The 22,294-nt window shown below is 63.7% G+C and carries 17 protein-coding genes; 8 read left to right on the top strand and 9 right to left on the bottom strand.

The window, feature by feature from the left end:
- Window positions 1-70: 70 nt before the first annotated feature.
- From AC0L2D_RS08805 to argH, 5 genes are all read right to left on the bottom strand, one after another.
- Complete coding sequence (locus tag AC0L2D_RS08805; RefSeq protein ID WP_473540831.1) at window positions 71-2,659, bottom strand: TIGR02302 family protein; 2,589 nt, start codon at window positions 2,657-2,659, stop codon at window positions 71-73.
- Between the two features lie 237 nt (window positions 2,660-2,896).
- Complete coding sequence (locus AC0L2D_RS08810; protein WP_473540832.1) at window positions 2,897-3,838, bottom strand: threonine/serine dehydratase; 942 nt, start codon at window positions 3,836-3,838, stop codon at window positions 2,897-2,899.
- 39 nt (window positions 3,839-3,877) lie between these two features.
- Window positions 3,878-5,146, bottom strand: coding sequence for a diaminopimelate decarboxylase (lysA, locus tag AC0L2D_RS08815; RefSeq protein WP_013529408.1), 1,269 nt, complete (start codon window positions 5,144-5,146; stop codon window positions 3,878-3,880).
- Between the two features lie 62 nt (window positions 5,147-5,208).
- Window positions 5,209-5,415, bottom strand: coding sequence for a lipoprotein (locus AC0L2D_RS08820; protein ID WP_013529409.1), 207 nt, complete (start codon window positions 5,413-5,415; stop codon window positions 5,209-5,211).
- Window positions 5,416-5,566: 151 nt separating this feature from the next.
- A complete protein-coding gene (gene argH / locus AC0L2D_RS08825; protein ID WP_473540834.1) occupies window positions 5,567-6,967 on the bottom strand; it encodes an argininosuccinate lyase in 1,401 nt (466 codons plus the stop codon).
- A 35-nt stretch (window positions 6,968-7,002) separates the two neighbouring features.
- On the opposite strand from argH, the gene tlpA reads away from it, so the two are divergent.
- Window positions 7,003-7,692: a thiol:disulfide interchange protein TlpA gene (tlpA, locus tag AC0L2D_RS08830; protein WP_027162897.1), complete on the top strand. Its 690-nt coding sequence runs from the start codon at window positions 7,003-7,005 to the stop codon at window positions 7,690-7,692.
- 1 nt (window position 7,693) lies between these two features.
- Here the strand turns inward: tlpA and AC0L2D_RS08835 are convergent, their stop codons facing one another.
- Window positions 7,694-10,126: a putative bifunctional diguanylate cyclase/phosphodiesterase gene (locus tag AC0L2D_RS08835; RefSeq protein WP_473540835.1), complete on the bottom strand. Its 2,433-nt coding sequence runs from the start codon at window positions 10,124-10,126 to the stop codon at window positions 7,694-7,696.
- Window positions 10,127-10,487: 361 nt separating this feature from the next.
- Between AC0L2D_RS08835 and ugpB the strand changes: the two genes are divergently transcribed.
- From ugpB to AC0L2D_RS08855, 4 genes are all read left to right on the top strand, one after another.
- On the top strand, window positions 10,488-11,798 hold the full coding sequence (gene ugpB, locus AC0L2D_RS08840) for a sn-glycerol-3-phosphate ABC transporter substrate-binding protein UgpB (protein ID WP_473540836.1): 1,311 nt from the start codon (window positions 10,488-10,490) through the stop codon (window positions 11,796-11,798).
- A gap of 158 nt (window positions 11,799-11,956) precedes the next feature.
- On the top strand, window positions 11,957-12,877 hold the full coding sequence (gene ugpA, locus AC0L2D_RS08845) for a sn-glycerol-3-phosphate ABC transporter permease UgpA (RefSeq protein ID WP_050580468.1): 921 nt from the start codon (window positions 11,957-11,959) through the stop codon (window positions 12,875-12,877).
- 9 nt (window positions 12,878-12,886) lie between these two features.
- On the top strand, window positions 12,887-13,735 hold the full coding sequence (gene ugpE / locus AC0L2D_RS08850; RefSeq protein WP_013529415.1) for a sn-glycerol-3-phosphate ABC transporter permease UgpE: 849 nt from the start codon (window positions 12,887-12,889) through the stop codon (window positions 13,733-13,735).
- Between the two features lie 7 nt (window positions 13,736-13,742).
- The gene (locus AC0L2D_RS08855) at window positions 13,743-14,804 is read left to right on the top strand and encodes a sn-glycerol-3-phosphate import ATP-binding protein UgpC (RefSeq protein ID WP_473540837.1); all 1,062 of its coding nucleotides are present in this window, start codon (window positions 13,743-13,745) and stop codon (window positions 14,802-14,804) included.
- A 36-nt stretch (window positions 14,805-14,840) separates the two neighbouring features.
- On the opposite strand, the gene AC0L2D_RS08860 is transcribed toward AC0L2D_RS08855, so the two are convergent.
- From AC0L2D_RS08860 to AC0L2D_RS08870, 3 genes are all read right to left on the bottom strand, one after another.
- Complete coding sequence (locus AC0L2D_RS08860) at window positions 14,841-15,923, bottom strand: ABC transporter ATP-binding protein (protein WP_013529417.1); 1,083 nt, start codon at window positions 15,921-15,923, stop codon at window positions 14,841-14,843.
- Window positions 15,920-17,500, bottom strand: a complete 1,581-nt coding sequence (locus AC0L2D_RS08865) for an ABC transporter permease (RefSeq protein WP_473541011.1) — start codon at window positions 17,498-17,500, stop codon at window positions 15,920-15,922. The genes AC0L2D_RS08860 and AC0L2D_RS08865 overlap by 4 nt, the downstream gene beginning before the upstream one ends.
- Before the next feature lie 174 nt (window positions 17,501-17,674).
- Window positions 17,675-18,682, bottom strand: a complete 1,008-nt coding sequence (locus AC0L2D_RS08870) for an iron ABC transporter substrate-binding protein (protein WP_473540838.1) — start codon at window positions 18,680-18,682, stop codon at window positions 17,675-17,677.
- Between the two features lie 261 nt (window positions 18,683-18,943).
- On the opposite strand from AC0L2D_RS08870, the gene AC0L2D_RS08875 reads away from it, so the two are divergent.
- From AC0L2D_RS08875 to AC0L2D_RS08885, 3 genes are all read left to right on the top strand, one after another.
- Window positions 18,944-19,480 carry a sigma-70 family RNA polymerase sigma factor gene (locus AC0L2D_RS08875; RefSeq protein WP_064993059.1) on the top strand — a complete coding sequence of 179 codons (537 nt, stop codon included), beginning with the start codon at window positions 18,944-18,946 and terminating at the stop codon, window positions 19,478-19,480.
- 1 nt (window position 19,481) lies between these two features.
- Window positions 19,482-20,120: an NrsF family protein gene (locus AC0L2D_RS08880; RefSeq protein ID WP_013529421.1), complete on the top strand. Its 639-nt coding sequence runs from the start codon at window positions 19,482-19,484 to the stop codon at window positions 20,118-20,120.
- A gap of 134 nt (window positions 20,121-20,254) precedes the next feature.
- On the top strand, window positions 20,255-22,294 hold the full coding sequence (locus tag AC0L2D_RS08885; RefSeq protein ID WP_473540839.1) for a PAS domain S-box protein: 2,040 nt from the start codon (window positions 20,255-20,257) through the stop codon (window positions 22,292-22,294).

Genomic DNA, 22,294 nt, shown 5'->3' on the forward strand with positions numbered 1-22,294 from the left:
GGGGCGGCAATCCCCTTGTTTTTTCGCAATTCCGGACGGAAAACCGCTTCACATATTTCCTGGAATTGCTCTATTTCAGCTCGAGCAGCCGCTCCAGATAGCTGCGTTCGATGTCAGGGCTGAGCGCATTGCCGAGCCGCTTGCGGATCGCTTCCAGAATCTGGCGGGCGCGCTGGACGTCGATCTCGTCGGGCACCTTCACCGAATCGCCGAAATCGGGACCCTGGCTGGCGCGGGGCCGGCCGAGCGGATCGCGATCGGCGTTCTGCTGGCGGCCGCCTTCCTCGCCGCCACCCTGGTCGCCCTGCATGGCCTGCATCTGCTTCATCATGTCCTTGGCGCCCCTGCGCAGCGCTTCCAACGCCCGGCCCTGATGGCCGACGGCCGCATCGCCTTCGCCCTCGCCGAGTGCCTGTTCGGCATTGCCCATGGACCTGCCGGCCTCGCCAAATCCTTCATTGGGCTCCATACCCATGCCTTCGAGGCCCTTCTTCAGCTGTTCGAGGTCGCTCTGCAACTGGCCCTGACCCTGCTGCAGCTGTTTCAGCGCATCGGCGAATTCCTGGGGCGTCATCGGCTTTTGCCGGGCGAGCGGATCGCGGTCTTCGCCGACGCCGGGTCTGTCCTCATCCTGGCCGCCTTCGCCGAGCTGCTCGTCACGGTTCTGCCCGCGCTGGCGCTCGCCGCGCTGCATCTGATCCATGCGGAAGGTGTCGTTCATCATCTCCTGCTGACGGCGCAGGATCTCGCCCAGCTTGTCCATCTGCTGGCGCATCTCGCTGTCCTGCTGGCCGCCTTGCTGCTGACGTCCGGCCTGCAGATTGTTCATCATGTCCTGCAGTTGCGACAGCAATTGCTGGGCCTTGTCGCGATCACCGGACTTCGCCAGGTTCTCGATCTGGTCCATCATGCGATCGATGTCGCTCTGGCGCAGTTCCTGGCCATTCTGCTGCATCTGCGGGGCGTTGGGATTTTGCTTGGCGCGCTCCGCGAATTCCTGCAGGAACTGGTTCATCGCCTCGCGCAGTTCCTTCATCGCCTTTTCGATTTCAGCGTCGCTGGCGCCATTCTTGATGGCGTCCTGCAGCGCCTGTTGCGCCTGGCGCAGCCGCTTTTCGGCGGCCGAAAGATTGCCTTCCTCGATGCCGAGCGCGATTTCCCAGAGATAGGAGACCTCGCTGCGCAATTGATCGTCGCTGTCGGCCATCTTCAGCCGGGTGCGGGCGCTCATGATGGCGAGGTAGTGGGACATGTTGTCGAAGGTGTCTTCCGGCCGCAGCGTGATGGCGTCCATCAGGTCGAGCACGCGCGGCTTGGCGTTGGCGTCGAGCGCAAGCAGGCGGCGCTGTTCGATCACGGCGCGTGCCAGCGGATTGGCGAAAGGCCGCTCCGGCATCAGCAGCGTCTTGGTTTCGCTCGATGCGGTGTGCCCGGCATCGTCGGTGGCGACCAGCGTCAGCTTGATGCTGCTGCCGGCCCAGACATGCTCGGTCAGGTCCTTCGAGGTCCTGGCGGCGTTCGACTTGCCGCCGTGGCGCGGCAGCGTCAGCGGCATTTCAGGTGCACCGTACAGTGGACGCGCATTCGGCGCCTGCGGATCGGCAAGCGCGAACACCGCCTTGGCGGTGGCGGCGCCATAGTCGTCGTCGATCTGGTAGTTGAGCTCGAAGGCGCCGTTGGCGGCGCGCTTGGGCTCGCCGACGAAGCGGATCTGCGGCGGCTTGTCCGGTACGACCGCGAAGGCCCAGCGGCCGAGCTGGTCCTCGCCCGACGTCAGCGTCAGCGTGCCGTCGCCGGTCAGCTTGCTGGTGAACTGGCGCACCTTGGACGGCGTCGCCGGGCTTGCAGCCGGCTTGGCGGCGGCCTGCGGCGCAGCCGGGTCGATGGCGCGGGAATTGCCATTCTTGTCGGCGTAGCCGAGCGTTTCCTCGCCTGAGCCGCCCGTCACGCGCAGCGAAACGTCACTGCCTTCGGGAACCGTAAAGGTCGGGATGGCCTGGTTGGCGTCGGCGGTCAGGAAGATCGGCGGCTTGCCGGTGTAGGACGGCGGCGTCACCCAGGCGTCGATGCGCGGCGGCACGATATCGCGCGCGCCATGGGCATTGAAGCCGTCGCTGATCCTGCCGCCCGTCGGCCCGAAGGAGAAGGCGAAGGCGGTAACGAGCAAAAGGGCCGCTACCGCGCGCAGGGCCCAAGGGTCGCGCTCCGGCACGCGCGTGCGCGGCAGGTCGGCGCCGAGGTTGTCGAGCTTTCCGGCCATGCGCTTCTGGTGTTCGCGCCATAGCGCCTGCGAGAAGCTGCTTTCCCGGCCGCTTGGCCGGTCGGTCTGCACCAGCACCGGGCTGTGCAACAGTTGATTGGCTGCCTCGATGCGGCGGTCGATTTCGCCGGCGCCCGGCAGGCGGAAGAAACGCAGGGGATAAAGCGCGGCCAGTGCTGCTATGGCAAAGGCAGCGACCAGGCCGATGCGCGCCATATCCGGCAGCCGGGAGAATAGCCCGAGCCAGGAGATGCTGAGGAACAGGCTGGCAACGATGACGAGGGGAAGCAGCAACGGCCAGCCGCGCTCGACCACCATCGAGACCCGCGTGGCCAGCCTGCTCAAAGCCAGCCGCCCGGCGAGGCCGCGATCGCTGCTGAAGGTGGGTCGTTGCGTCATCGGCCCTTCCTTGAGCCTATGGCATCCCGAAACCGGGATGCGGCCCTATCCCTTTGAGCATGATCTGTTCCGAAAGGGATTCCATGTTTCGGGATCATGCTGTGGAGCGGGCAGATAGCCCGACGCCTCACGACTCAAAGAATACCAGCAAACACGGCAAAGGCGAGGCGGTTCGAAAAAACGTGAAGTGGACCGTTATAGTTCCATCCTGCATCGCTTTAGAAGGCAGCAGGCCCTTTAGAAGGTAGTGGGATCCGCATTCGCCCCGCAGACCAGCACGGCGACCCGTTCGCCCTGGGCCGGCGCATAGCGGCCCGACAGGATCGCGGCAAAGGCGGCCGCACCTCCCGGCTCGGAGATGATGCGGGTTCGGTTCCACAGCGCCTTCTGCGCGGCGACGATGTCGTCGTCGCTGACCAGGATCGAGCGTTCGACATAGGCCTCGGCGATCGGGAACATCATTTCGCCGACGCGCTTTGGCGCCAGCGAATCGGCGGCGATGCCCTCGGCCGGCGCATCGACGGGGTGTCCGGCCTCGAAGGCGCGATGCAGCGTCGGCGCTCCTTCCGGCTCGACGGCGATGATGCGGATGCGGCCCGCGAACCAGGCAGCGATGCCGCCGATCAGGCCGCCGCCGCCGACAGCGAGCAGCAGCGTGTCGATCCGAGGCAAATCGGCCTCGATTTCGAGCCCAAGCGTGCCCTGGCCGACCAACGTTTCCTCCTGGTTGAAGGCGTGAATCTGCAAGGCGCCGGTCTCCTCGGCGAACCGTTCGCTGGCGGCCAGCGCTTCGGCATAGCGGGCGCCGCCGACGATCAGCTCGGCGCCATAGGAGCGGATCCGTTCCAGCTTGGCCGCCGGGCTCACTTCGGGAACGAAGATGGTCGCCTTGTGGCCAAGCCGCATGGCGGCATAGGCGACGGCCGCGCCATGGTTGCCGCCCGATGCTGCGACGACACCGGCCTTTGGGACCGCACGCTCCAGCAGGTTGGTGAAGGCGCCGCGCGCCTTGAACGAGCCGGAATGCTGCAGGCATTCGAGCTTCAGGTCGACGGCCAGCGGCTGCCGATCGAAGTCGGCCATGTCGACGCGCAGCACCGGCGTGTGCCTGATGTAGGGGCGGATGCGCGGTTCCATCGCGGCAATGCGCTCGCGTGTGACGGTGATGCCGTTCGTCATGATTGCTCCCTGTGACGGGTCGGTGTGTTTCCGGCGCTTCTATGCAAGCCAGTCGGGCACGGAATCCAGCCCGATCAGGTCGTCATAGGTCAGGCGTGGGCGCACGACGTGGAACCGGTCGCCGTCGACCAGCACCTCCGGAACCAGCAGACGGGTGTTGTAGGTGCCGGCCTGCACCGCGCCATAGGCGCCCGCGGTGGAGACGGCAATCAGGTCGCCGGCCTTCAGCCTGGGCAGATCGCGGTCCAGGCCGATATAATCGCCGGTCTCGCAGACCGGGCCGACGACGTCGACCATCATGCGCGGCGTGTCCGCCGGCGGCTGCACGACCGGACGGATATCGTGGAAGGCATCGTAGAGCGTCGGCCGGATGAGATCGTTCATGGCGGCGTCGACGACGAGGAAGTTCTTGGCGTCGCCTTCCTTTACGAAGATCACTTCCGAGACGAGGATACCGGCATTGCCTACGATCAGCCGGCCCGGCTCGAACATCACCTTCAGCCCGAGCTTGGTGACATGCTTCCTGACGATCTGGGCATAGGCATCGGGCAGCGGCGGCGGGTTGTTGTCGACGCGATAGGGGATGCCGAGGCCGCCGCCGAGGTCGATATGCTCGATGGCATGGCCGTCCGCCCGCAGCGCGCCGACCAGATCGACAAGCAGGGCGAAGGCGTCGTCGAAGGGCTGCAGCTCCGTGATCTGGCTGCCGATATGGGTGTCGATGCCGGTGATCCTGATGCCGGGAAGCGTTGCCGCGCGGGCATAGACCTGCCGCGCCCGCTGCCACGGGATGCCGAATTTGTTCTCGGCCTTGCCGGTGGAGATCTTCTTGTGGGTCCTGGCGTCGACATCGGGATTGATGCGCAGCGAGATCGGCGCCACCTTGCCAAGGGCAACGGCTCGCGCCGACAACAGCTCGAGTTCAGGCTCGGACTCGACGTTGAAGCAGAGAATGCCGGCGGCAAGGGCAAAGTCCATTTCGCGCGCAGTCTTGCCGACGCCCGAAAACAGGATCTTGCCGGCCGGAATGCCGGCGGCCAGCGCCCGGCGCAATTCACCTTCCGAAACCACGTCGGCGCCGGCGCCGAGCTTCGCCAGCGTCCGCAGGACGGCCTGGTTGGAATTGGCCTTCATGGCGTAGCAGACCAGCGTGTCGAGCCCGGCAAAGGACTGGGCAAACACCCGGTAGTGCCTGGTCAGGGTGGCCGTCGAGTAGCAGTAGAATGGCGTGCCGACCTGTGCGGCGATATCTGGTATCGCCACGTCCTCGGCATGGAGCACGCCGTCGCGGTAGTCGAAATGGTTCACGGGAGTGGTTCCGGAAGTTGCGGCACGATGAGATCGGGTTGGAAGGCCCCGCTCTCGTCGGCCTAGATCAGCGGGTCGAGGATGAACTTCTTGTCCTTGACCGGTTTTTCCGGCTCCGGCGGCACGGGCTGGTGGGCCTTCGAGGCATCCTTGCGCGCCTGCACGGCCGCCTCATAGGGTGTGTCGAGACCGCCCCTCCTGCCGCAGGCCGAGACGGCCGCGATCGCCACCAGCAGCGTCAGCGTCACCAAAATCCTGCTTCCGGTCATCGATCCATCCGTCCGAAACGTTTGTCAGCCGCCGCTTTTAGCCGAGTTCTCGGCGCATTGCACCCCGAGATATTGCTCGTCGCAATATCTGGCGCAACGTCCGGATATTGCTGGTCGCATGTCCGGGATATTGCTGGCGCAACATCCGGCATTACGCTTTCGCCAGTCGCTTTTTCCAGCCGCGGATCTGCTTCCTCACTTCCGACGGCGCGGTGCCGCCGAAACTGGTGCGGCTCTTGACCGAGTTCTGCACCGCCAGCACTGAGAATATGTCGGCCGTGATGCCGGGATCGATCGACTGCAGATCCTCCAGCGAAAGCTTCTCCAGCCCCACCTTCTTGTCTTCGGCCAGCGCCACCGCCCGGCCGGTGACATGATGCGCCTCTCGGAACGGCAGGCCGAGCGTGCGCACCAGCCAGTCGGCAAGGTCGGTTGCTGTCGCGTGGCCGGAGCCGGCGGCCTTCTTCATCGCGGCTGCGTTGACCGTCATGTCCGAGACCATGCCGCTCATCGCCGCCAGCATCAGGTCGAGCGTCTCGGCGGCGTCGAATACCGATTCCTTGTCTTCCTGCATGTCCTTGCCATAGGTCAAAGGCATGCCCTTCATCACCGTCAGCAGGCCGACCAGATGGCCGGTGACGCGGCCGGTCTTGCCGCGCACCAGTTCGGCGGCATCGGGATTCTTCTTCTGCGGCATGATCGACGAGCCGGTGGAAAACGAGTCCGACAGCCTGACGAAGCCGAATTGCGGCGTCGACCAGATGATGATCTCTTCGGCCAGCCGCGACAGATGCGTGGCGCAGATCGCGGCCATGGCAAGGAACTCGAGCGCGAAATCGCGATCCGAGACGCTGTCGAGCGAATTGCGCATCGGCTCGCGGAAGCCGAGCCCCTTGGCGGTCCGGTGGCGGTCGATCGGGAAGCTGGTGCCGGCAAGTGCGGCGGCACCGAGCGGGCTTTCGTCCATGCGTTCGATCGCATCGCGGACACGCGACAGGTCGCGCGAAAACATCTCGACATAGGCCATGCAGTGATGGCCGAAGGTCACCGGCTGGGCCGCCTGCATATGCGTGAAGCCCGGCATCACGGTCGCCGCATGCTCCTCGGCCCGCTCCAGCAGCGCCTCAATCAACCCCTTCAACGCCTCGGCGACGCGAAAGCACTCCTCCTTGACCCAGAGCCGCAAATCGACCGCGACCTGGTCGTTGCGCGAGCGGGCGGTGTGCAGGCGGCCGGCCGCCGGGCCGATCAGATCGGCAAGGCGCGCCTCGATGTTCATGTGGATGTCTTCGAGCCGCGTCGAGAACTCGAAGCTGCCGGCCTCGATCTCTCTCAGGATCGTGTTCAGCCCGTCAGCGATTTTTTCTTGATCGGCCGCCGAAATAATGCCCGTTTGCGCCAGCATCTCGCTATGGGCGATCGAGCCTTTGATGTCCTGCGCATAGAGTTTGCGGTCGAAGGAGATAGACGCGTTGATCGCTTCCATGATGGCGGCCGGACCCGAGGCAAAACGTCCGCCCCACATCTGGTTGCTGGTTTTCTTATCGCTCATGGCTATAACCCGTGCTTCGGAGCAGTTTTGAGAAAATGGCAGACGGTAGTAGATTCTTCCCGGCCCCGCGCCTGATCCTCGCCGCCTTGGTGGCGGGCGCGCTGGCGGGCGCGGTCGCGGTATATGTCAGCGAGAGCCGGTCTGGCAACAATGCACCGGCACAAGCTGCCGTGGGTGAGAGCAAGGACGACGTGGCCTGCGCGGCCAAGAGCGACCGCGCCAAGAAGGTCGCGGCTTCGGCCACCGGTGAGGTCGCGGCACTTTTGCCCGCCGATCCGCCACAATCCCTGAAGAGCCTTGCCTTCAACGGTCCGGACGGCAAGCCGATGACGCTTGCCGATCATGCCGGCAAGACGGTGCTGCTCAATCTGTGGGCGACATGGTGCGCGCCGTGCCGTGCCGAAATGCCGGCGCTCGATGCGCTGCAGAAGGAAAAGGGCAGCGACGCCTTTCAAGTGATCGCCGTCAATGTCGATGCCGGCGACGATGTGAAGCCGAAGAAGTTCCTCAGCGATACCGGCGTCGCGACGCTTGGCTATTACCGGGATTCGACGATGGCGCTGTTCAACGACCTCAAGAAGCGCGGCCTGGCGCTAGGCCTTCCTGTCACCATGCTGGTCGACGGCGAGGGCTGCCTGATCGCCCATATGAACGGCCCGGCCGAATGGTCGGGGCCGGACGCCAGGCGGCTGGTCGAGACGGCACTCAAGCCCGAGAGCCTCTAGTCTAGCGTGTGGCTAGCGCAGGTGCCGGTGCGAAGGCCAGAACGCTTCTGTCGCGCAAGGTAGCGGGTTTGCTGCCGACAGCGGGTGTGACGACACCGGTCAGATCGCCGAATTCTTCGATGAGAGCTGGCCTGCCGATATAATAGCCCTGGCCGATCTCGCAGGCTTCGGCGTCCAGGAATTTCAGTTCGCCGAGCGTCTCGACCCCCTCCGCCAGAACCGGCAGGCCGAGACCACGTCCAAGTCCCAGGACGGCGCGCACGATCGCCGCGACCTGGCCGTTCTTGTCGACCGACTTGATGAAGGAGCCATCGATCTTGATCTTGTCGAAGGGGAAGGCGCGGAGGTTGGAGAGCGAGGAATAGCCGGTTCCAAAATCGTCCATGGCCACGCGCACGCCCAGCGCCTTGACCTGCCGCAAGGTGGCCAGCGCCCGCGGCATGTCCTTGACAAGCGCCGTCTCGGTGATCTCAAGCTCGAGCCTGCCGGGCGCCAGGCCGGAATTCAGCAATGTTTCGTGGACCTTGCGGCTGAAATTCGTGTTGTGGAGCTGCACCGCCGAAACGTTGACGGCCACTGTCAGCGGATTTTCCCAGCGGGCGGCTTCCTCGCAGGCAGCCGTCAGCACCCATTCGCCAATCTGGCCAATGGCGCCGCTGTCTTCGGCCACCGGGATGAATATGGCCGGCGACACGTCGCCGCGCGTCGGATGCCGCCAGCGGACCAACGCTTCGAAGCCGACCATCTTTCCGCTGCTGATCTCTTTCTGCGGCTGGTAGACGAGATAGAACTCCTGGCGTGCGACCGCCTGGCGCAGTTCGTGCTCCATGACGCGCTTGTCGCGGGCCTCGGCCCCCATCGAAGCTTCGAAATAACGGTAGGTGTCCTTGCCTTCGGTCTTGGCCCGGTAGAGTGCCGTATCGGCGTGGCTTATCAGGCTGGCCTGGTTTTCGGCATCCGACGGATACAGCGCAATGCCGATGCTTGCCGACACAAGGCCGCCGCCGACCGAGAGCCGGTTTTCCTCGCGCATGGCTGTCAGCACGGCGTTGGCGATACGGCCCGCCTCCAACGGGTCGGCCAGGTTCGGCGCGATGATGGCGAACTCATCGCCGCCCAGCCGCGCCACCATCTGCCCTTGACGAAGGATACCGGTCGCGCACTGCGCAACCTTCTGCAGCATGGCGTCGCCTGCGCCGTGCCCATACAGGTCGTTGACCTCCTTGAACCGGTCGAGATCAAGCAGCAGAAGCGCAAGCTGGCCGCCTTTCCTGGTCCGGACCATCGCAGCGATTTCCGTCTCCAGCCGGCCGGAAAAGCTGCGGCGATTGGCCAGTCCGGTCAATGGATCGAAATGGGCAAGCCGCAGGATCTCCTGTTCCGCCTTCTTGCGCTCGCGAATATCGCGGACCGCGACCACGTTGTGCGGTTTGCCACAGTAGTCGATGCTCCTGGCGATCAGCTCGACAGGAATGCTCGTGCCATCGCGACCGCTCAATTCGGCCTCCTGCGGCTGTTCGCCGAAGCCCGACATATCGGATCCGAAGAGATCGCCAAGCTGCATTCCGTTCAGGGTCGCTGTTGCTATGCCCGTCAGTGCCGCAATGCTGTCATTGGCACTGATGATGCGGTTGCCGTCGCAAACGATCAGCCCCTCCACGGCGGCATTGGCCAGGCCGTGCATGCGGTCGACCTCGAGCTTCTGGCGACGGAAGCGCAAATCGATCCACAGCGCCGATGCCGACAGAACCAGGATCACCAGTGTGGCGGCGGCGGCCGCGAAAGCCTGCGAGGTCGGCTCGATCGTGTATTCGGATATGACGATCGAGGGATCGGGGAAGATCGAGACGGCACCCATACCGATGAAATGCAGGGTGCAGATCGCCAGCGTCAGTAGCACCGCGCCGCCGGATGTCGCCTTCAAGGAGGGGCGGCGCTGCACGACACGCAGCGCCAGCGCCGCGAGCGTTACGCCGGCCAGCAGGGAAACGGCGACAAGCAAGAGGTTCCACTCGATACGGCCCTGAACCTCGAACGCCGCCATGCCGATGTAGTGCATGGCTGCGATACCGCCGCCCAGCACGGCGCCGCCGACGAGATGATAGTCGAACTCATCCCGCAAGGTGGCGATCCACATGCCGGCTGCCGTCAAAGTGACCGAAGCAGCGAGCGAAAGCACGGAGAGTGCCGGATCATAAGCACTGGGTATGCCCGGTGTGAATGCGAGCATGGCGATGAAGTGCGTTGCCCAGATGCCAAAGCCGGTCGAAGTGGCCGCGATCATCAGCCAGGCAAGCCGGTTCCGATCTGTGGAACGGCTTATGTGCTGAAGCAGGTTGACAGCAGAGAAGCAGGAAATTCCGCAGATCAGCGCGGCGAGTGCGACCAGTCTCAGATCATGTTCGTTGACGATACAATTGTAGACCGTCAGCATTTATTTCACCTGATCTTTGGAAATAAACAGGGCAGCAGGATTGAGTAGCGCGTTGCCGTTGAGGGATCGATAAAGTCGGCTGCAACCTTGGCGTGTCTCTTCGGGTTGCTGCGGCTGCAATCAGGGCTGACACGCCGAAAGCCAGCTTGACGGTCCCGACGGTGCTTCCTGGCGCGCTTGTCGTCGCGCTAAGCCGGCTAACCGTATCGCTCTCCATGCCTCCAAGCGGAGGCGAGCGTTGCGTCAGGTAAAGGGTGAAGTTCGTCGATCTGCAACAAAACCGTTGTCTGATTGTCATGAGCGACACATATTGCCTTCGCGGGAGTGCCCCCTTTCGCCAATGACAAACGGGAGATGAAACATGAAGTCCTTCGGCTTCGCGGCCGGTGTTGCCGCTACCTTTATGACGCTTTCCTCAACCTCCGCTTTTGCCGTCACGCAGATCAGTTGGTGGCACGCCATGACTGGCGCCAATGCCGAAGTCGTCGACAAGATCTCCAAAGATTTCAATGCCAGCCAGAGCGACTATGAGCTCGTTCCGGTGTTCAAAGGCACGTATCCCGAGACGCTGAATGCCGGCATTGCCGCCTACCGCGCGGGCCAGGCGCCAGACATCATCCAGGTGTTCGACGTCGGCACCGGCGTGATGATGGCGGCCGAAGGTGCCATCAAGCCCGCAGCCGATGTGTTGACCAGCGCTGGAATGACCTTCGACAAGAGCCAGTATCTGCCAGGCATAGTCGGCTATTATTCGAAGCCGGACGGCACCATGCTCTCCTTCCCCTACAACTCCTCCTCGCCGATCCTTTATTACAACAAGGATATCTTCAAGAAGGCTGGTCTCGACGTCGATAGCCCACCCAAGACCTGGAATGAAGTGTGGGAAGACGCCAAGAAGATCAAGGCGAGCGGCGCGGCCGCCTGCGGCTACACCTCGACCTGGCTGACCTGGATACATCTGGAGAATTTCGCGGCCTGGAATGACGTGTCATGGGCCACCCAGCAGAACGGTCTGGCCGGCGGCGATGTCGAGCTCAAGATCAACGCGCCGATTTTCGTCAACCATTTCCAGGCGCTGGCGGACCTCGCCAAGGACGGCACCTTCAAATATGGCGGCCGCACCTCCGAAGCCAAGCAGATCTTCCTTGCGGGCGAATGCGGGATCATGACCGAATCGTCCGGCGGGCTTGGCGATATCGTCAAGTCCGGCATGAATTACGGCATTGGCCAATTGCCGTATGACAGCGACGCCAAGGGTGCGCCGCAGAACACGACGCCGGGTGGCGCCAGCTTGTGGGTTTTCGCGGACAAATCCGATGAGGAATACAAGGGCGTCGCGGCCTTCTTCGCCTACCTGTCCAAGACCGAGGTGCAAGAATACCTGCACCAGAAGTCGGGTTATCTGCCGGTAACGCTGGCGGCTTATGAAGCGACCAAGAAGTCCGGTTTCTATGACAAGAATGTCGGCCGCGAGACCCCGATCCTGCAGATGACGGGTAAGACGCCGACCGACAATTCCAAGGGAATACGTCTGCCGAATCTGCCGCAGGTGCGCGATATCCAGAACGAGGAGTTCGAGAAGATGCTAGCCGGCCAGCAGACCGCGCAGCAGGCGCTCGACAATGCGGTTACGCGTGGCAATGCCGCGATCAAGGAAGCGCTGGGGAATTAGAGCGAGCGCAGGTCCTTGCTCTACGGCGCACCTACCTGTCCCGCCGGGCATCTCCCCTCGGTGAGGGGAGTTTTGCCGTGCCTTGCGATTTCGCCAATGGTCGATGATGCCCAGTCCGAAACGCTCATCAAAGCCATCTTGGCGGAGAGGGGTGCCGCATGGTGCCCCCCGCCTCATCACCTCGGAGTGGCTCCGTGACCCCTCGCGTCGTGTTCCCCAACAAGGTCCTTCCCTACCTGCTTGTGGCGCCGCAACTGGCCATCACGCTCGTTTTTTTCTACTGGCCGGCCGGTCAGGCGTTCTACCAATCCATGCTCAGGCAGGATCCGTTCGGGCTGAGGACCAAGTTCGTCTGGTTCGCCAATTTCAGGAAAGTGCTTGCCGATCCGGCCTACCTGAACTCGATCAAGGTCACGGTGGTGTTTTCCCTTGCGACCGCTATCGTCGCCATGTGCGTGGCGCTCCTGCTGGCGGTCATGGCAGAGAAGGTGGTGCGCGGCAAAGGTCTCTACCGCACGCTCTTGATCTGGCCCTACGCGGTGGCGCCGGCGATTGCCGGTATGCTGTGGCTGTTCCTCTTCAACCCTTCGATCGGGTCGCTGGCCTACATGCTGAGGAGTTTCGGCATCGCCTGGGATCCACTGCTCAATGGCACCCACGCCATGATCCTGCTGGTGTCCGCCGCTGCCTGGAAGCAGATAAGCTACAATTTCCTGTTCTTCGTCGCCGGCCTGCAGGCGGTGCCGAAAGCCTTGATCGAGGCCGCGGCCATGGACGGCGCCGGCGAGACCAAGCGATTCTGGACCATCGTCTTCCCGCTGCTTGCGCCGACGACCTTCTTCCTGCTGGTCGTCAACACCGTCTATGCCCTGTTCGACACGTTCGGCATCGTCCATGCCGTCACCGGGGGCGGTCCGGGCAAGACGACTGAGACGCTGGTCTACAAGGTCTACAATGACGGCTTCGTCAATCTGATCCTCGGTGACTCGGCGGCGCAGTCGGTCATCCTGATGATCATCGTCATCTCGCTCACCGCCATCCAGTTCCGCTATGTGGAACGCAAAGTCCATTACGGCTGAGGGCGAGCGATGATCGGCCAGTCACCGCTCCGCACCGTCATCGCCCACGCCATGCTGATCCTCGGCATATTGATCGTCGCCTTCCCGATCTACTACACGTTCGTTGCCTCGACGCAGACGCTGCAAACGATCCTCAGGCCGCCATTGCCGCTCCTGCCCGGCGATCAGTTCTGGAACAATTACAGCGAGGCATTGTTCGGCGGTGTCGGCCGCATCGGCGGCGTCAGCGTCGGCAGGCTGCTGCTCAACACGACGATCATGGCGCTCGGCATCGCGGTGGGAAAGATATTCATCTCGATCCTGTCTGCCTATGCGATCGTGTTCTTCCGCTTTCCGCTGCGCATGACCTTCTTCTGGCTGATCTTCATCACCCTGATGCTCCCCGTCGAGGTGCGCATCCTGCCAACCTACAAGGTGATGGTCGATCTCGGCATGATCGACACTTATGCGGGCCTGATCATCCCGCTGATCGCCTCGGCCACCGCCACGCTGCTGTTCCGCCAGTTCTTCATGACGATTCCTGGCGAATTGGTTGAGGCGGCGCGGGTCGACGGTGCGGGGCCGTGGCGCTTCTTCTTCGACATCCTGTTGCCGCTGTCGCGGACAAATATCGCGGCGCTGTTCGTCATCCTCTTCATTTATGGCTGGACACAGTATCTGTGGCCGTTGCTCGTCACCAACAGCAGCAACATGAACACGATCGTCATCGCGCTCAGAAAGATGGTCTCCTTCGCCGATGCCGATACGCAATGGCACCTGGTCATGGTTACAGCGATGCTGGCCATCGTGCCGCCGATCCTGGTCGTGGTGCTGATGCAACGCTGGTTCGTTCGCGGCCTGGTCGATTCCGAAAAGTGAGAAGCTGATGGCGACCGTCGATCTGAAGGATGTGAAGAAGGTCTACCCCAGCGGTTTCGAGGCCGTGAAGGGCGTTTCAATCGCGGTTCCCGACAAGGAGCTTTGCGTGCTGGTCGGCCCGTCGGGTTGCGGCAAGTCCACGCTGCTCAGAATGATCGCCGGGCTTGAAACCATCTCCTCGGGAACAGTTGCGATCGACGGCAAGATCGTAAACTCAACCGGTCCGACCGAGCGTGACATCGCCATGGTGTTCCAGAACTACGCGCTCTATCCGCATATGAAAGTCTACGACAACATGGCCTATGGGCTGCGCAACCGCGGCACGCCGAAAGATGAGATCGACAGCCGGGTCCGCGCAACGGCGAAAATACTGGAACTTTCGGCGCTGCTCGACCGCCGCCCGCGCGAGCTTTCCGGCGGCCAGCGCCAGCGTGTCGCCATGGGTCGTGCCATTGTGCGCAATCCGAGGGTTTTCCTTTTCGACGAGCCGCTTTCCAATCTCGATGCCAAATTGCGTGGCCAGATGCGCGTCGAGATAAAGAACCTGCAGCGCTCGCTTGGCGTCACGTCGGTCTATGTCACACATGACCAGCTCGAGGCGATGACGTTGGCCGACATCCTCGTCGTCATGAATGCCGGACTGGTCGAGCAAATGGGGGCGCCGCTCGACGTCTACGAAAGGCCGGCCTCGACCTTCGTCGCTTCCTTCATTGGCGCGCCGCCGATGAATCTCCTGCCCCTTTCGCAAGGGCCGGCTGGTCCGGCGCTGGCTGATGGCAAGACGATTGAATTTGCGCCTGCGAGCGCCGTCACGCTCGGCTTCCGCCCCGAGGATGCCGACGTCACCTTCGGGGCCAAGGCACCGTCCGGCGCTCTCATCCTGCCGGCGCTGGTCGAGGCAGTCGAACCGGTAGGCGCCGAAAGTTTCCTTCACTGTGCTGCAGGTGGCAGCAGGATCGTCGTGCGGGTCGCGGGTCGCGCCACCGCCACGGTTGGCAACCAATTGCGCGTGGTTGCCAAGGCAGAAAAGCTGCACTGGTTCGATCAGGCCGGAAAGCGCGTCGGCTAATCAGAAAGATATGCCTACGCTCCACCCACGCGGCGTTCAGGCGAAGACATGCGCCTTTCCCGATACAGTCAGCCGGACGATCTCGCCGACCGCCGGCGCGTCCATGCCCGGTTTGCGCAGGACCAGCGGCGTGTTGCCGATCGCTGCCGCATCGGGCGGATCGGCATTGTTCAAGAGCCGCACCGCGACCGTGCACATCGAGCCGGCGAATTCGGATTCCGTCACCTCGCCGAACAGCATGTCCGAGGTGCCGGACATACCCTCGCGCGACGTTCTCTTCAGCGCGATCTGCTCCGGGCGAAGCATGATGCGGGCGATATCGCGGCTGTCATGGGTGTCGACCGCGATGCGGCCGAGCGGCGAGTTGGCGAAGCCATTTGATATCTTGGCCGGCAGGATGATGGCGTCGCCGAGGAATTCGGCGATCATCCTGTCCTTCGGCTTGAGATAAAGCTCGCGCGGCGTGCCGATTTGCGAGAACTTGCCGTCGCGCATCACCGCGACCTGGCTGGCGAAGGACAGCGCTTCGGCCTGGTCGTGCGTCACCAGGATGGTGGTGATGCCGGCGGCCTCCAGAAGCTCGGCCACCGCCTTGCGCATCGAGGCGCGCAGGCCGGTATCGAGCGCCGAGAACGGCTCGTCGAGAAGCATCAGCCTGGGCTTCATCGCCATGGCCCGGGCCAGCGCCACACGCTGCTGCTGGCCGCCGGAAAGCTCGTGCGGGCGGCGTTTGAGGATCGCCTTGTCGAGCCCGACGATATAGGCGAGCTCGACGATGCGCTCAGCGCGCTTGTCCTCGCCGCGGCCCATGCCGAAACCGATATTGTCGCCAATGGTCAGATGCGGAAACAGGGCACCATCCTGCGCCACCACACCGATGCCTCGGCGATATGCCGGCACCGCAGCGCCGCCGTTGGCCAATATGGCACCGTCGAGCGTGATGTGGCCCTGGTCCGGAGCCTCGAAGCCGGCAATCAGCCGCAGCAGGGTCGTCTTTCCGCAACCGGAAGGACCGACGATCGCCGTGCGGCTGCCGCTGGCGACGCTGAGGTCGACGCCGGCAAGGGCCGCCACCGGGCCGTATTGCTTGTGCAGGCCGCTGATTTCGAGAAAGCTCATCGTCCGGCCATCCGTTTCGACTGGACATAGAGCAGCCAGGTCAAGGGCAGCGACATCGCCACCATGATGAAGGCGTAGGGTGCCGCCGAGGCATAATCAATCTCGCCACTGTAGGACCAGAAAGCCATCGCCAGCGTGCGGGTGCCGTTCGGTGCCAGCATCTGGGTGGCGGTCAGTTCGTTCATGATGCCGAGCGCCACCAGGGCCATGCCGGCCGCGGCACCCGGCGCCGACAGGCGGATCGTCGTCGACCACAGCGCCTGCAGCGGCGGCCGGCCGAGGCTGGAAGCGGCGCGTTCGAGCTCGACCGGCGCCTGCGCGATCGATGCCCGCAGGCTGACCAGCGCGCGCGGCAGGAACATCAGCGCATAGGCAACCAGGATGGTGAACAAGGTCTGGTAGAGCGGCAGCGCGATGCGTACGGTGATAGTGACCAGCGCCAGTGCGATGACGACCCCGGGCAGCGAGCCGACGATGTAGTTGCAGCCCTCCAGAAGACGCTGCAATGGCCCCGGCGCGCGGATCGAGATCCAGGCCATCGGCATGGCGGCGACGGTGGCGAGCAACGCGCCGGCGAGCGCCAGGAACAGCGTCTGGCCAAGCGCCAGGCTGATCTCGTCCAAGCGCCAGACAGCGGAGCCGCCGGCGGCAAGCCAGCCGCCAATGGTGACGAACGGCACGCCGAGCGCCAAAAGCGTGATGACGACTAGCAAGAGCAGGCTAGGCAGGGTGGCGCGTCCGAGGCTTGTGCGTTGCTGATGGCGCGCCGCGCCGGAGCCGACACGGGCATAGCGCTCCTCGCCGCGCACCAGCACTTCGAGGCCGAGCAGCACGAAGCAGCAGCTGACCAGCACGCCGGCCAGCATGTTGGCGGCCGGTCCATTGAAGGTCGACTGGAACTGGTCGACGATCGCCGTGGTGAAGGTGTCGAAGCGGATGAAGACATAGAGGCCGTACTCGGCCAGCAGATGCAGGCCGACCAGCAGCGAGCCGCCGCAGATGGCGAGCCGCAATTGCGGCAGCACGACCCGCCAGAACACGCGCCGGGGCCCAAGGCCGAGTGCGGCGGCGGCGTCTTCCAGGGCGGGATCGAGACGGCGCAACGCCGCCGACACCGGCAGATACAGGAACGGGAAATAGGCGATCACGGAAACCAGCACGCCGGCCCACAGGCCGTGTAGTCCCGGCACCATGGTGACCCAGGCATAGCTGTGCACAAAAGCCGGGATGGCGAGCGGCGCCACGCACAGCCAGGCCCAGAGCCGGGCGCCCGGCAGGTCGCTGCGCTCGGTCAACCAGGCCAGCGAAACCGACAGCACGATGGTGATCGGCACCGAGAGCGCGACCAGCAGGACAGTGTTGACCAGAAGCTCGCCGACACGCGGCCGGAAGACCAGTGCCGAGACTGTTTCCCAGCCGGTCTGCACCGCGATCCAGATGATGAAGGCAAGCGGCACCAGCGCCAGCAGCGCAACGAAGATGGCGGCGAGGACCAGCCAAAGCGGTGCGCGTCGCCGAGCCCTTCGGCCTGTACCCGAAGGCAGGCCCGAATGCGCGAGATCGACCGCGGACTGCATCAGGTCAGACGCCGTGCCGTTGCCGTCCAGCGGCAGCAATTGAAAGACCGCGATCGCGGTCGGGAACACAGCGTGTCGTCATCGACGAATGCCATCTCGAAAAACAAAATCACTCCCGCGGAAGGCGAATTCCCGCGGGAGCGTGGTCGGGTGTCCTTTTAGGACGAATGGCAACTAAAGCAAGCCGGCTGCCGTCATCAGATCGGTGACCTTCTTGGAGTTCAGCGTCGTGGCATCGACCTTCGGCGCCTGCAGATCGGCGAGCGGCACCAGCTTCGGGTTGGAGTCCGCACCCTTGCCGACCGCGTACTCGAAGGAATCGCCGGTTTTCAGCACGTCCTGACCGCCTTTGCCTGTCAGCCATTTCAGGAACGCCTGGGCTTCCTTCGGATGCTTGCTCGAAGCCAGCACACCGCCGCCGGAGATCGAGACGAAGGCGCCCGGATCCTGATCCTTGAAATAGTGCAGCGCGACATTCTTGCTGTTTTCGCCGGTCTTGGCCTGATCGCCGAAATAGTAATAGTGATAGATCACGCCGCCTTCGATCTCGCCGGCATTAACCGCCTTCATCACCGTGCTGTTGCCCTTGTAGGCGGTGAAATTGGTTTTCATCGCTTTCAGCCAGTCGGCGGTAGCGGCTTCACCTTTGAGCTGGAGCAGGGCGCTGACGATGGCCTGGAAATCAGCGCCCGAGGGGGAGGCGGCCCAACGGCCTTTCCAGCTCGGATCGGCGAGGTCCAGCATCGACTTGGGCAACTGGTCGGCAGTCAGCTTGGTCTTGTTATAGGCAAAGACCGTGCTGCGCGCGGCAACGCCGACCCATTTGCCGCTGGCCGGCTGATAGTCCTGGGGAACCTGCGCCAGCGTGTCCGCGTCGACCGGCGCGAACAGGCCGGCGCTTTCGACCAGCGCCATGGCCGGTGAGTTTTCGGTCAGGAAGACGTCTGCGGGCGAAGCAGCGCCCTCGGCGACGATCTGGTTGGAGAAATCGCTGTCGCCGCCATTGCGCACGGTGACCTTGATGCCTGTTTCCTTGGTGAAGCCTTCGGCCCACGCCTTGGTCAGGCTTTCGTGCTGGGCGTTGTAGACAATGATGCCATCCTCTTCCGCCTTTGCCGGACCGGCGATGAGGCTGATTGCCAGCGCAGCGGCGCCGGCGAGGGTGGAAAGAGCGTATTTCATGGCATTGTCCTCGATTTCGGGGGTCCTAGGTCTGTCACGGCTGCACCTATCGATACATGACAGCTATAGTCAACATTGTTGGTGTGCTTCAATCGGTCGCTGACGTGCAAAGGTCGGTGCCGAACGGACAATTCCGCGTGATGCTCACGGTTCGGCGGTGCCGCAAACTTTCGTGACTTGCCGACAGTTTGGCTTGGACATTATTTCGCCGGCCACGTAACAAATCAGCGCCGAGACGCGAAAATCGGGGAGTGAACTCTTGTGAGCGGCAAGGACGAGGCCGAACTTTCCCGGCTGATGCGGGCCGCGATCGCGGGAGATGAAAGGGCTTACGCCGACTTTCTGCACCGGATTGCCGCGCTAGTTCGCGGTTTTGCCAGGCGCAAGATCGTGCAGGGCGGGGTCGATCCCGAGGATGTCGTGCAGGAAACCTTGCTGGCCATTCATGTGAAACGGCATACCTGGCGTCAGGATGCGCCGGTGTTGCCGTGGGTCTATGCGATTGCCCGCTTCAAGCTGATCGATGCGTTCAGGCGGCGCGGACGGCGCATCGAGATCGACGTCGACGATATCGCCGAGACGTTCGCCGAGCCGGAAACCGAGACCGTCAGCGAGCGCGACATCAACCGTGCATTGGACGGTCTGTCGCCGGCTCAGCGCTCCGTGGTCTCGGCCGTGTCGGTGGAAGGGCGGTCCATCGGCGAGACGGCGGCAAAGTTCGGCATCAGCGAGACGGCGGTGCGGGTGTCGCTGCATCGCGGACTTGCCGCGATAGCCAAGCGATTCGGGCGGGAATGACATGAGAACGGACGATCTCATCAAGGCGCTGGACGCCGATGCAACCAGCAAGGCGATGCCGCTGCAATCGGCCTGGTGGCTGGCCGCCGGTGCGGCAGCGGTGATCGCGGCCGTCGTTTTCCTGCTGACCATCGGCCCACGCCCGGATTTCATGGCGGCCGCGCACACGATGCGCTTCCTTTCCAAATTCGTCTTCACCATCGTGCTTGCCGTCAGCGCCTTCGCCCTGATCCGTGCCTTGTCGACGCCGGGTGCATCAACGGGCCGGGCAATGGTTGGGATGGCTGCGGCGCCAGTGCTGGTAGCCGTGGCGGTGGTTCTGGAGCTTTTCATGGTGCCGGAGGCGCTGTGGGGAACCAAAATGGTCGGCTCCAACATGATGATCTGCATGGCATTCATCCCGCTGATCGGCCTCGGTCCGCTTGCCATCTTCCTGTGGATGCTGCGCTACGGGGCGCCGACACGGCCGGTGCTTGCCGGTGCGGTGGCAGGCCTGCTCGCCGGCGGGCTGGCGGCAACCTTCTATGCCGCCCACTGCTTCGACGATTCGCCGCTTTTCGTCGCCACCTGGTACACGATAGCGATTGCAGCGCTCGCATTGCTTGGCGCGCTCGGCGGACGGTTTTTCGTGCGCTGGTAGCGTTGCGCCACGCTCGCCCGCTCGCGCATACCGATCCTTAATCATGCCGGCAATTGTTTGCCGGTTAGCGATGGCACCGGAATGCCTGACGCAACCTTTCCTTAAAATCGATCCGCCAAGGTTGAGGCGAGAACATGCGTTTGCGCACGGGGGTGGCACGTATCGTGATGTGGCGAGGATTGACCAGCCGAGAATCTCTTGGGCGTGCAGGGCTGGCGTTGCTCGTCGCCGGCCTGGGCGTGCTGGCGGCCTCGATCCTGCTGTCGCACCTGGACCTGGGCACCGAAGCCTTGAAACTCTGCCTGCAGATCGCGATGGCAGTGGCGGCGGGCGCGCTGTTCCTCGCCGCCCTGTCCACCCGCAGGATCAGCATGGATCGCCAACAGATCGCCGAGAGCGAGCTGCGCTTCCGCCGCGCCATGGAGGATTCAGCGATCGGTATCGTCGTTGTCGGTCTCGATGGGCGCATCCGCCAGACCAATCCGGCCTTCGCGGCCATGCTTGGCTACACAAGCGAAGAGATCGAGGCGCTGACTTTCTTCCAGATCACGCATCCCGACGACCAGCAGATCGGGCGGAAGACGATGGACGATCTGAAGGCGGGCACGGTCAATTCCTTCCATTTCGAGAAGCGCTATCTCCGCAAGGATGGAACGCCTGTCTGGGCCCATCTTGCCGGTTCGGTCATTCGCGATGAGACCAGCGGCCGCCCGCTCTATCTCGTCTCGCAAATCGAAAACATCGACGCTCGCAAGCAGGCCGAGGCGCGCATTGCCGAAGCGGAAACGCGTTGGAATTTCGCGCTCGCCGGCGCCGGCCAGGGCGTCTGGGATCTCGACATGCGCAAGGGCGGCACGACCTATTCCTCGACCTGGGTCAAGATGCTGGGCTATGCGGATGGCGAGCTCGATGGCGACACCGACCGCTGGCTGACGATGATCCATCCTGATGATCGCGAGACTGTCGCCGAAGCGGATCGCGCTCATCTCGAGGGCAAGACACCGTTCTTTGAGGCCGAGTTCAGGATGCGCCACAAGGATGGCCACTGGGTGTGGATCCTCGACCGCGGCAAGGCCATCGAACGTGATGAGGATGGACGGCTGATCAGGGCCATCGGCAGCTTGACCGACATCACCCGCCGCAAGGAGGCCGAAGAGCGCCTCACCGTGTCGGCGGCAATGCTTGCCGATGAAAAGGAGCGGCTGAGGGTGACGCTGCAATCGATCGGCGATGCCGTGATCTGCACCGATGCCGCAAACCGTATCACCTTCATGAACCCGGTCGCCGAAAAGCTGACCGGGATTGCCGGCGGCGAGGCTCTCGGCAAGATGCTTGGCCATGTCTACTGGGCGGTCGATGAGGAGACGGGGCACAGGATCGGCGTGACCCGGCCCGCGGTTGGCGTTCATGCGCCCGCCGACCAGAACAGCCGCGCCGTCCTCATCCGGCGCGACGACACGCGCTGCAGCATCCGCCAGGTGGTGTCGCCGATCGTCAACGACCGCAACGAATTCTGCGGGCTGGTCATCGTCTTCCAGGACTTTACCGATGCGCGCGCGCTGCAGCGCCAGCTCGCCCACGCCGCGGCACACGATGCGCTGACCGGCCTTGCCAACCGCTCCAGCTTCATCCGCGCCATGGAGGACCTCGTCGGCCAGGCGCGCAAGGACGGCACCGCCGACACGACAAGGTCGGTCGGCGACACGACAAGGTCGGTCGGAGGCGCCGGACATCAGTTCATGTTCATCGACCTCGACCACTTCAAACTGGTCAACGACACGGGTGGTCACGCGGCGGGAGACGCGCTGCTGAAGCGGGTCGCCGTGGCTATTCGCGGCGTGCTTGGTCCAGACGACATCGTCGCTCGCCTCGGCGGCGACGAATTCGCGGTCGTTTTGAAATCGGGTTCGGCAGCCGGCGCCAAGATCGCGGCGCGCTCCATCATCGATGCGATCGGCGGGCTAGACTTCACCTGGGACGGCCGTCCTCACGTGATCGGCGCCAGCATCGGGTTGGCTGCGATCAATGCCAATTGTGGCGAGGTCGACGAGATCATCGCCAGGGCCGATGCGGCTTGCTATGCCGCCAAGGCGGCGGGCCGTGGCTGTGTCTCCGTGGCGCCCGACGCACAGATCGTGGATGGCCGGACAGAGCCACTGGCGGTGGCCTCCTGA

Source organism: Mesorhizobium sp. WSM4833, from assembly GCF_055811095.1.

Bases quoted from the DNA above. Each gene is read 5' to 3' on its own strand.
- AC0L2D_RS08865 (WP_473541011.1), bottom strand. From the start codon at position 17,500: ATGCAGTCCGCGGTCGATCTCGCGCATTCGGGCCTGCCTTCGGGTACA.
- ugpA (WP_050580468.1), top strand. From the start codon at position 11,957: ATGGTGCCCCCCGCCTCATCACCTCGGAGTGGCTCCGTGACCCCTCGC.
- AC0L2D_RS08885 (WP_473540839.1), top strand. From the start codon at position 20,255: ATGCGTTTGCGCACGGGGGTGGCACGTATCGTGATGTGGCGAGGATTG.
- AC0L2D_RS08855 (WP_473540837.1), top strand. From the start codon at position 13,743: ATGGCGACCGTCGATCTGAAGGATGTGAAGAAGGTCTACCCCAGCGGT.
- ugpE (WP_013529415.1), top strand. From the start codon at position 12,887: ATGATCGGCCAGTCACCGCTCCGCACCGTCATCGCCCACGCCATGCTG.
- argH (WP_473540834.1), bottom strand. From the start codon at position 6,967: ATGAGCGATAAGAAAACCAGCAACCAGATGTGGGGCGGACGTTTTGCC.
- AC0L2D_RS08835 (WP_473540835.1), bottom strand. From the start codon at position 10,126: ATGCTGACGGTCTACAATTGTATCGTCAACGAACATGATCTGAGACTG.
- AC0L2D_RS08805 (WP_473540831.1), bottom strand. From the start codon at position 2,659: ATGACGCAACGACCCACCTTCAGCAGCGATCGCGGCCTCGCCGGGCGG.
- AC0L2D_RS08810 (WP_473540832.1), bottom strand. From the start codon at position 3,838: ATGACGAACGGCATCACCGTCACACGCGAGCGCATTGCCGCGATGGAA.
- AC0L2D_RS08880 (WP_013529421.1), top strand. From the start codon at position 19,482: ATGAGAACGGACGATCTCATCAAGGCGCTGGACGCCGATGCAACCAGC.
- AC0L2D_RS08860 (WP_013529417.1), bottom strand. From the start codon at position 15,923: ATGAGCTTTCTCGAAATCAGCGGCCTGCACAAGCAATACGGCCCGGTG.
- AC0L2D_RS08820 (WP_013529409.1), bottom strand. From the start codon at position 5,415: ATGACCGGAAGCAGGATTTTGGTGACGCTGACGCTGCTGGTGGCGATC.
- ugpB (WP_473540836.1), top strand. From the start codon at position 10,488: ATGAAGTCCTTCGGCTTCGCGGCCGGTGTTGCCGCTACCTTTATGACG.
- AC0L2D_RS08870 (WP_473540838.1), bottom strand. From the start codon at position 18,682: ATGAAATACGCTCTTTCCACCCTCGCCGGCGCCGCTGCGCTGGCAATC.
- tlpA (WP_027162897.1), top strand. From the start codon at position 7,003: ATGGCAGACGGTAGTAGATTCTTCCCGGCCCCGCGCCTGATCCTCGCC.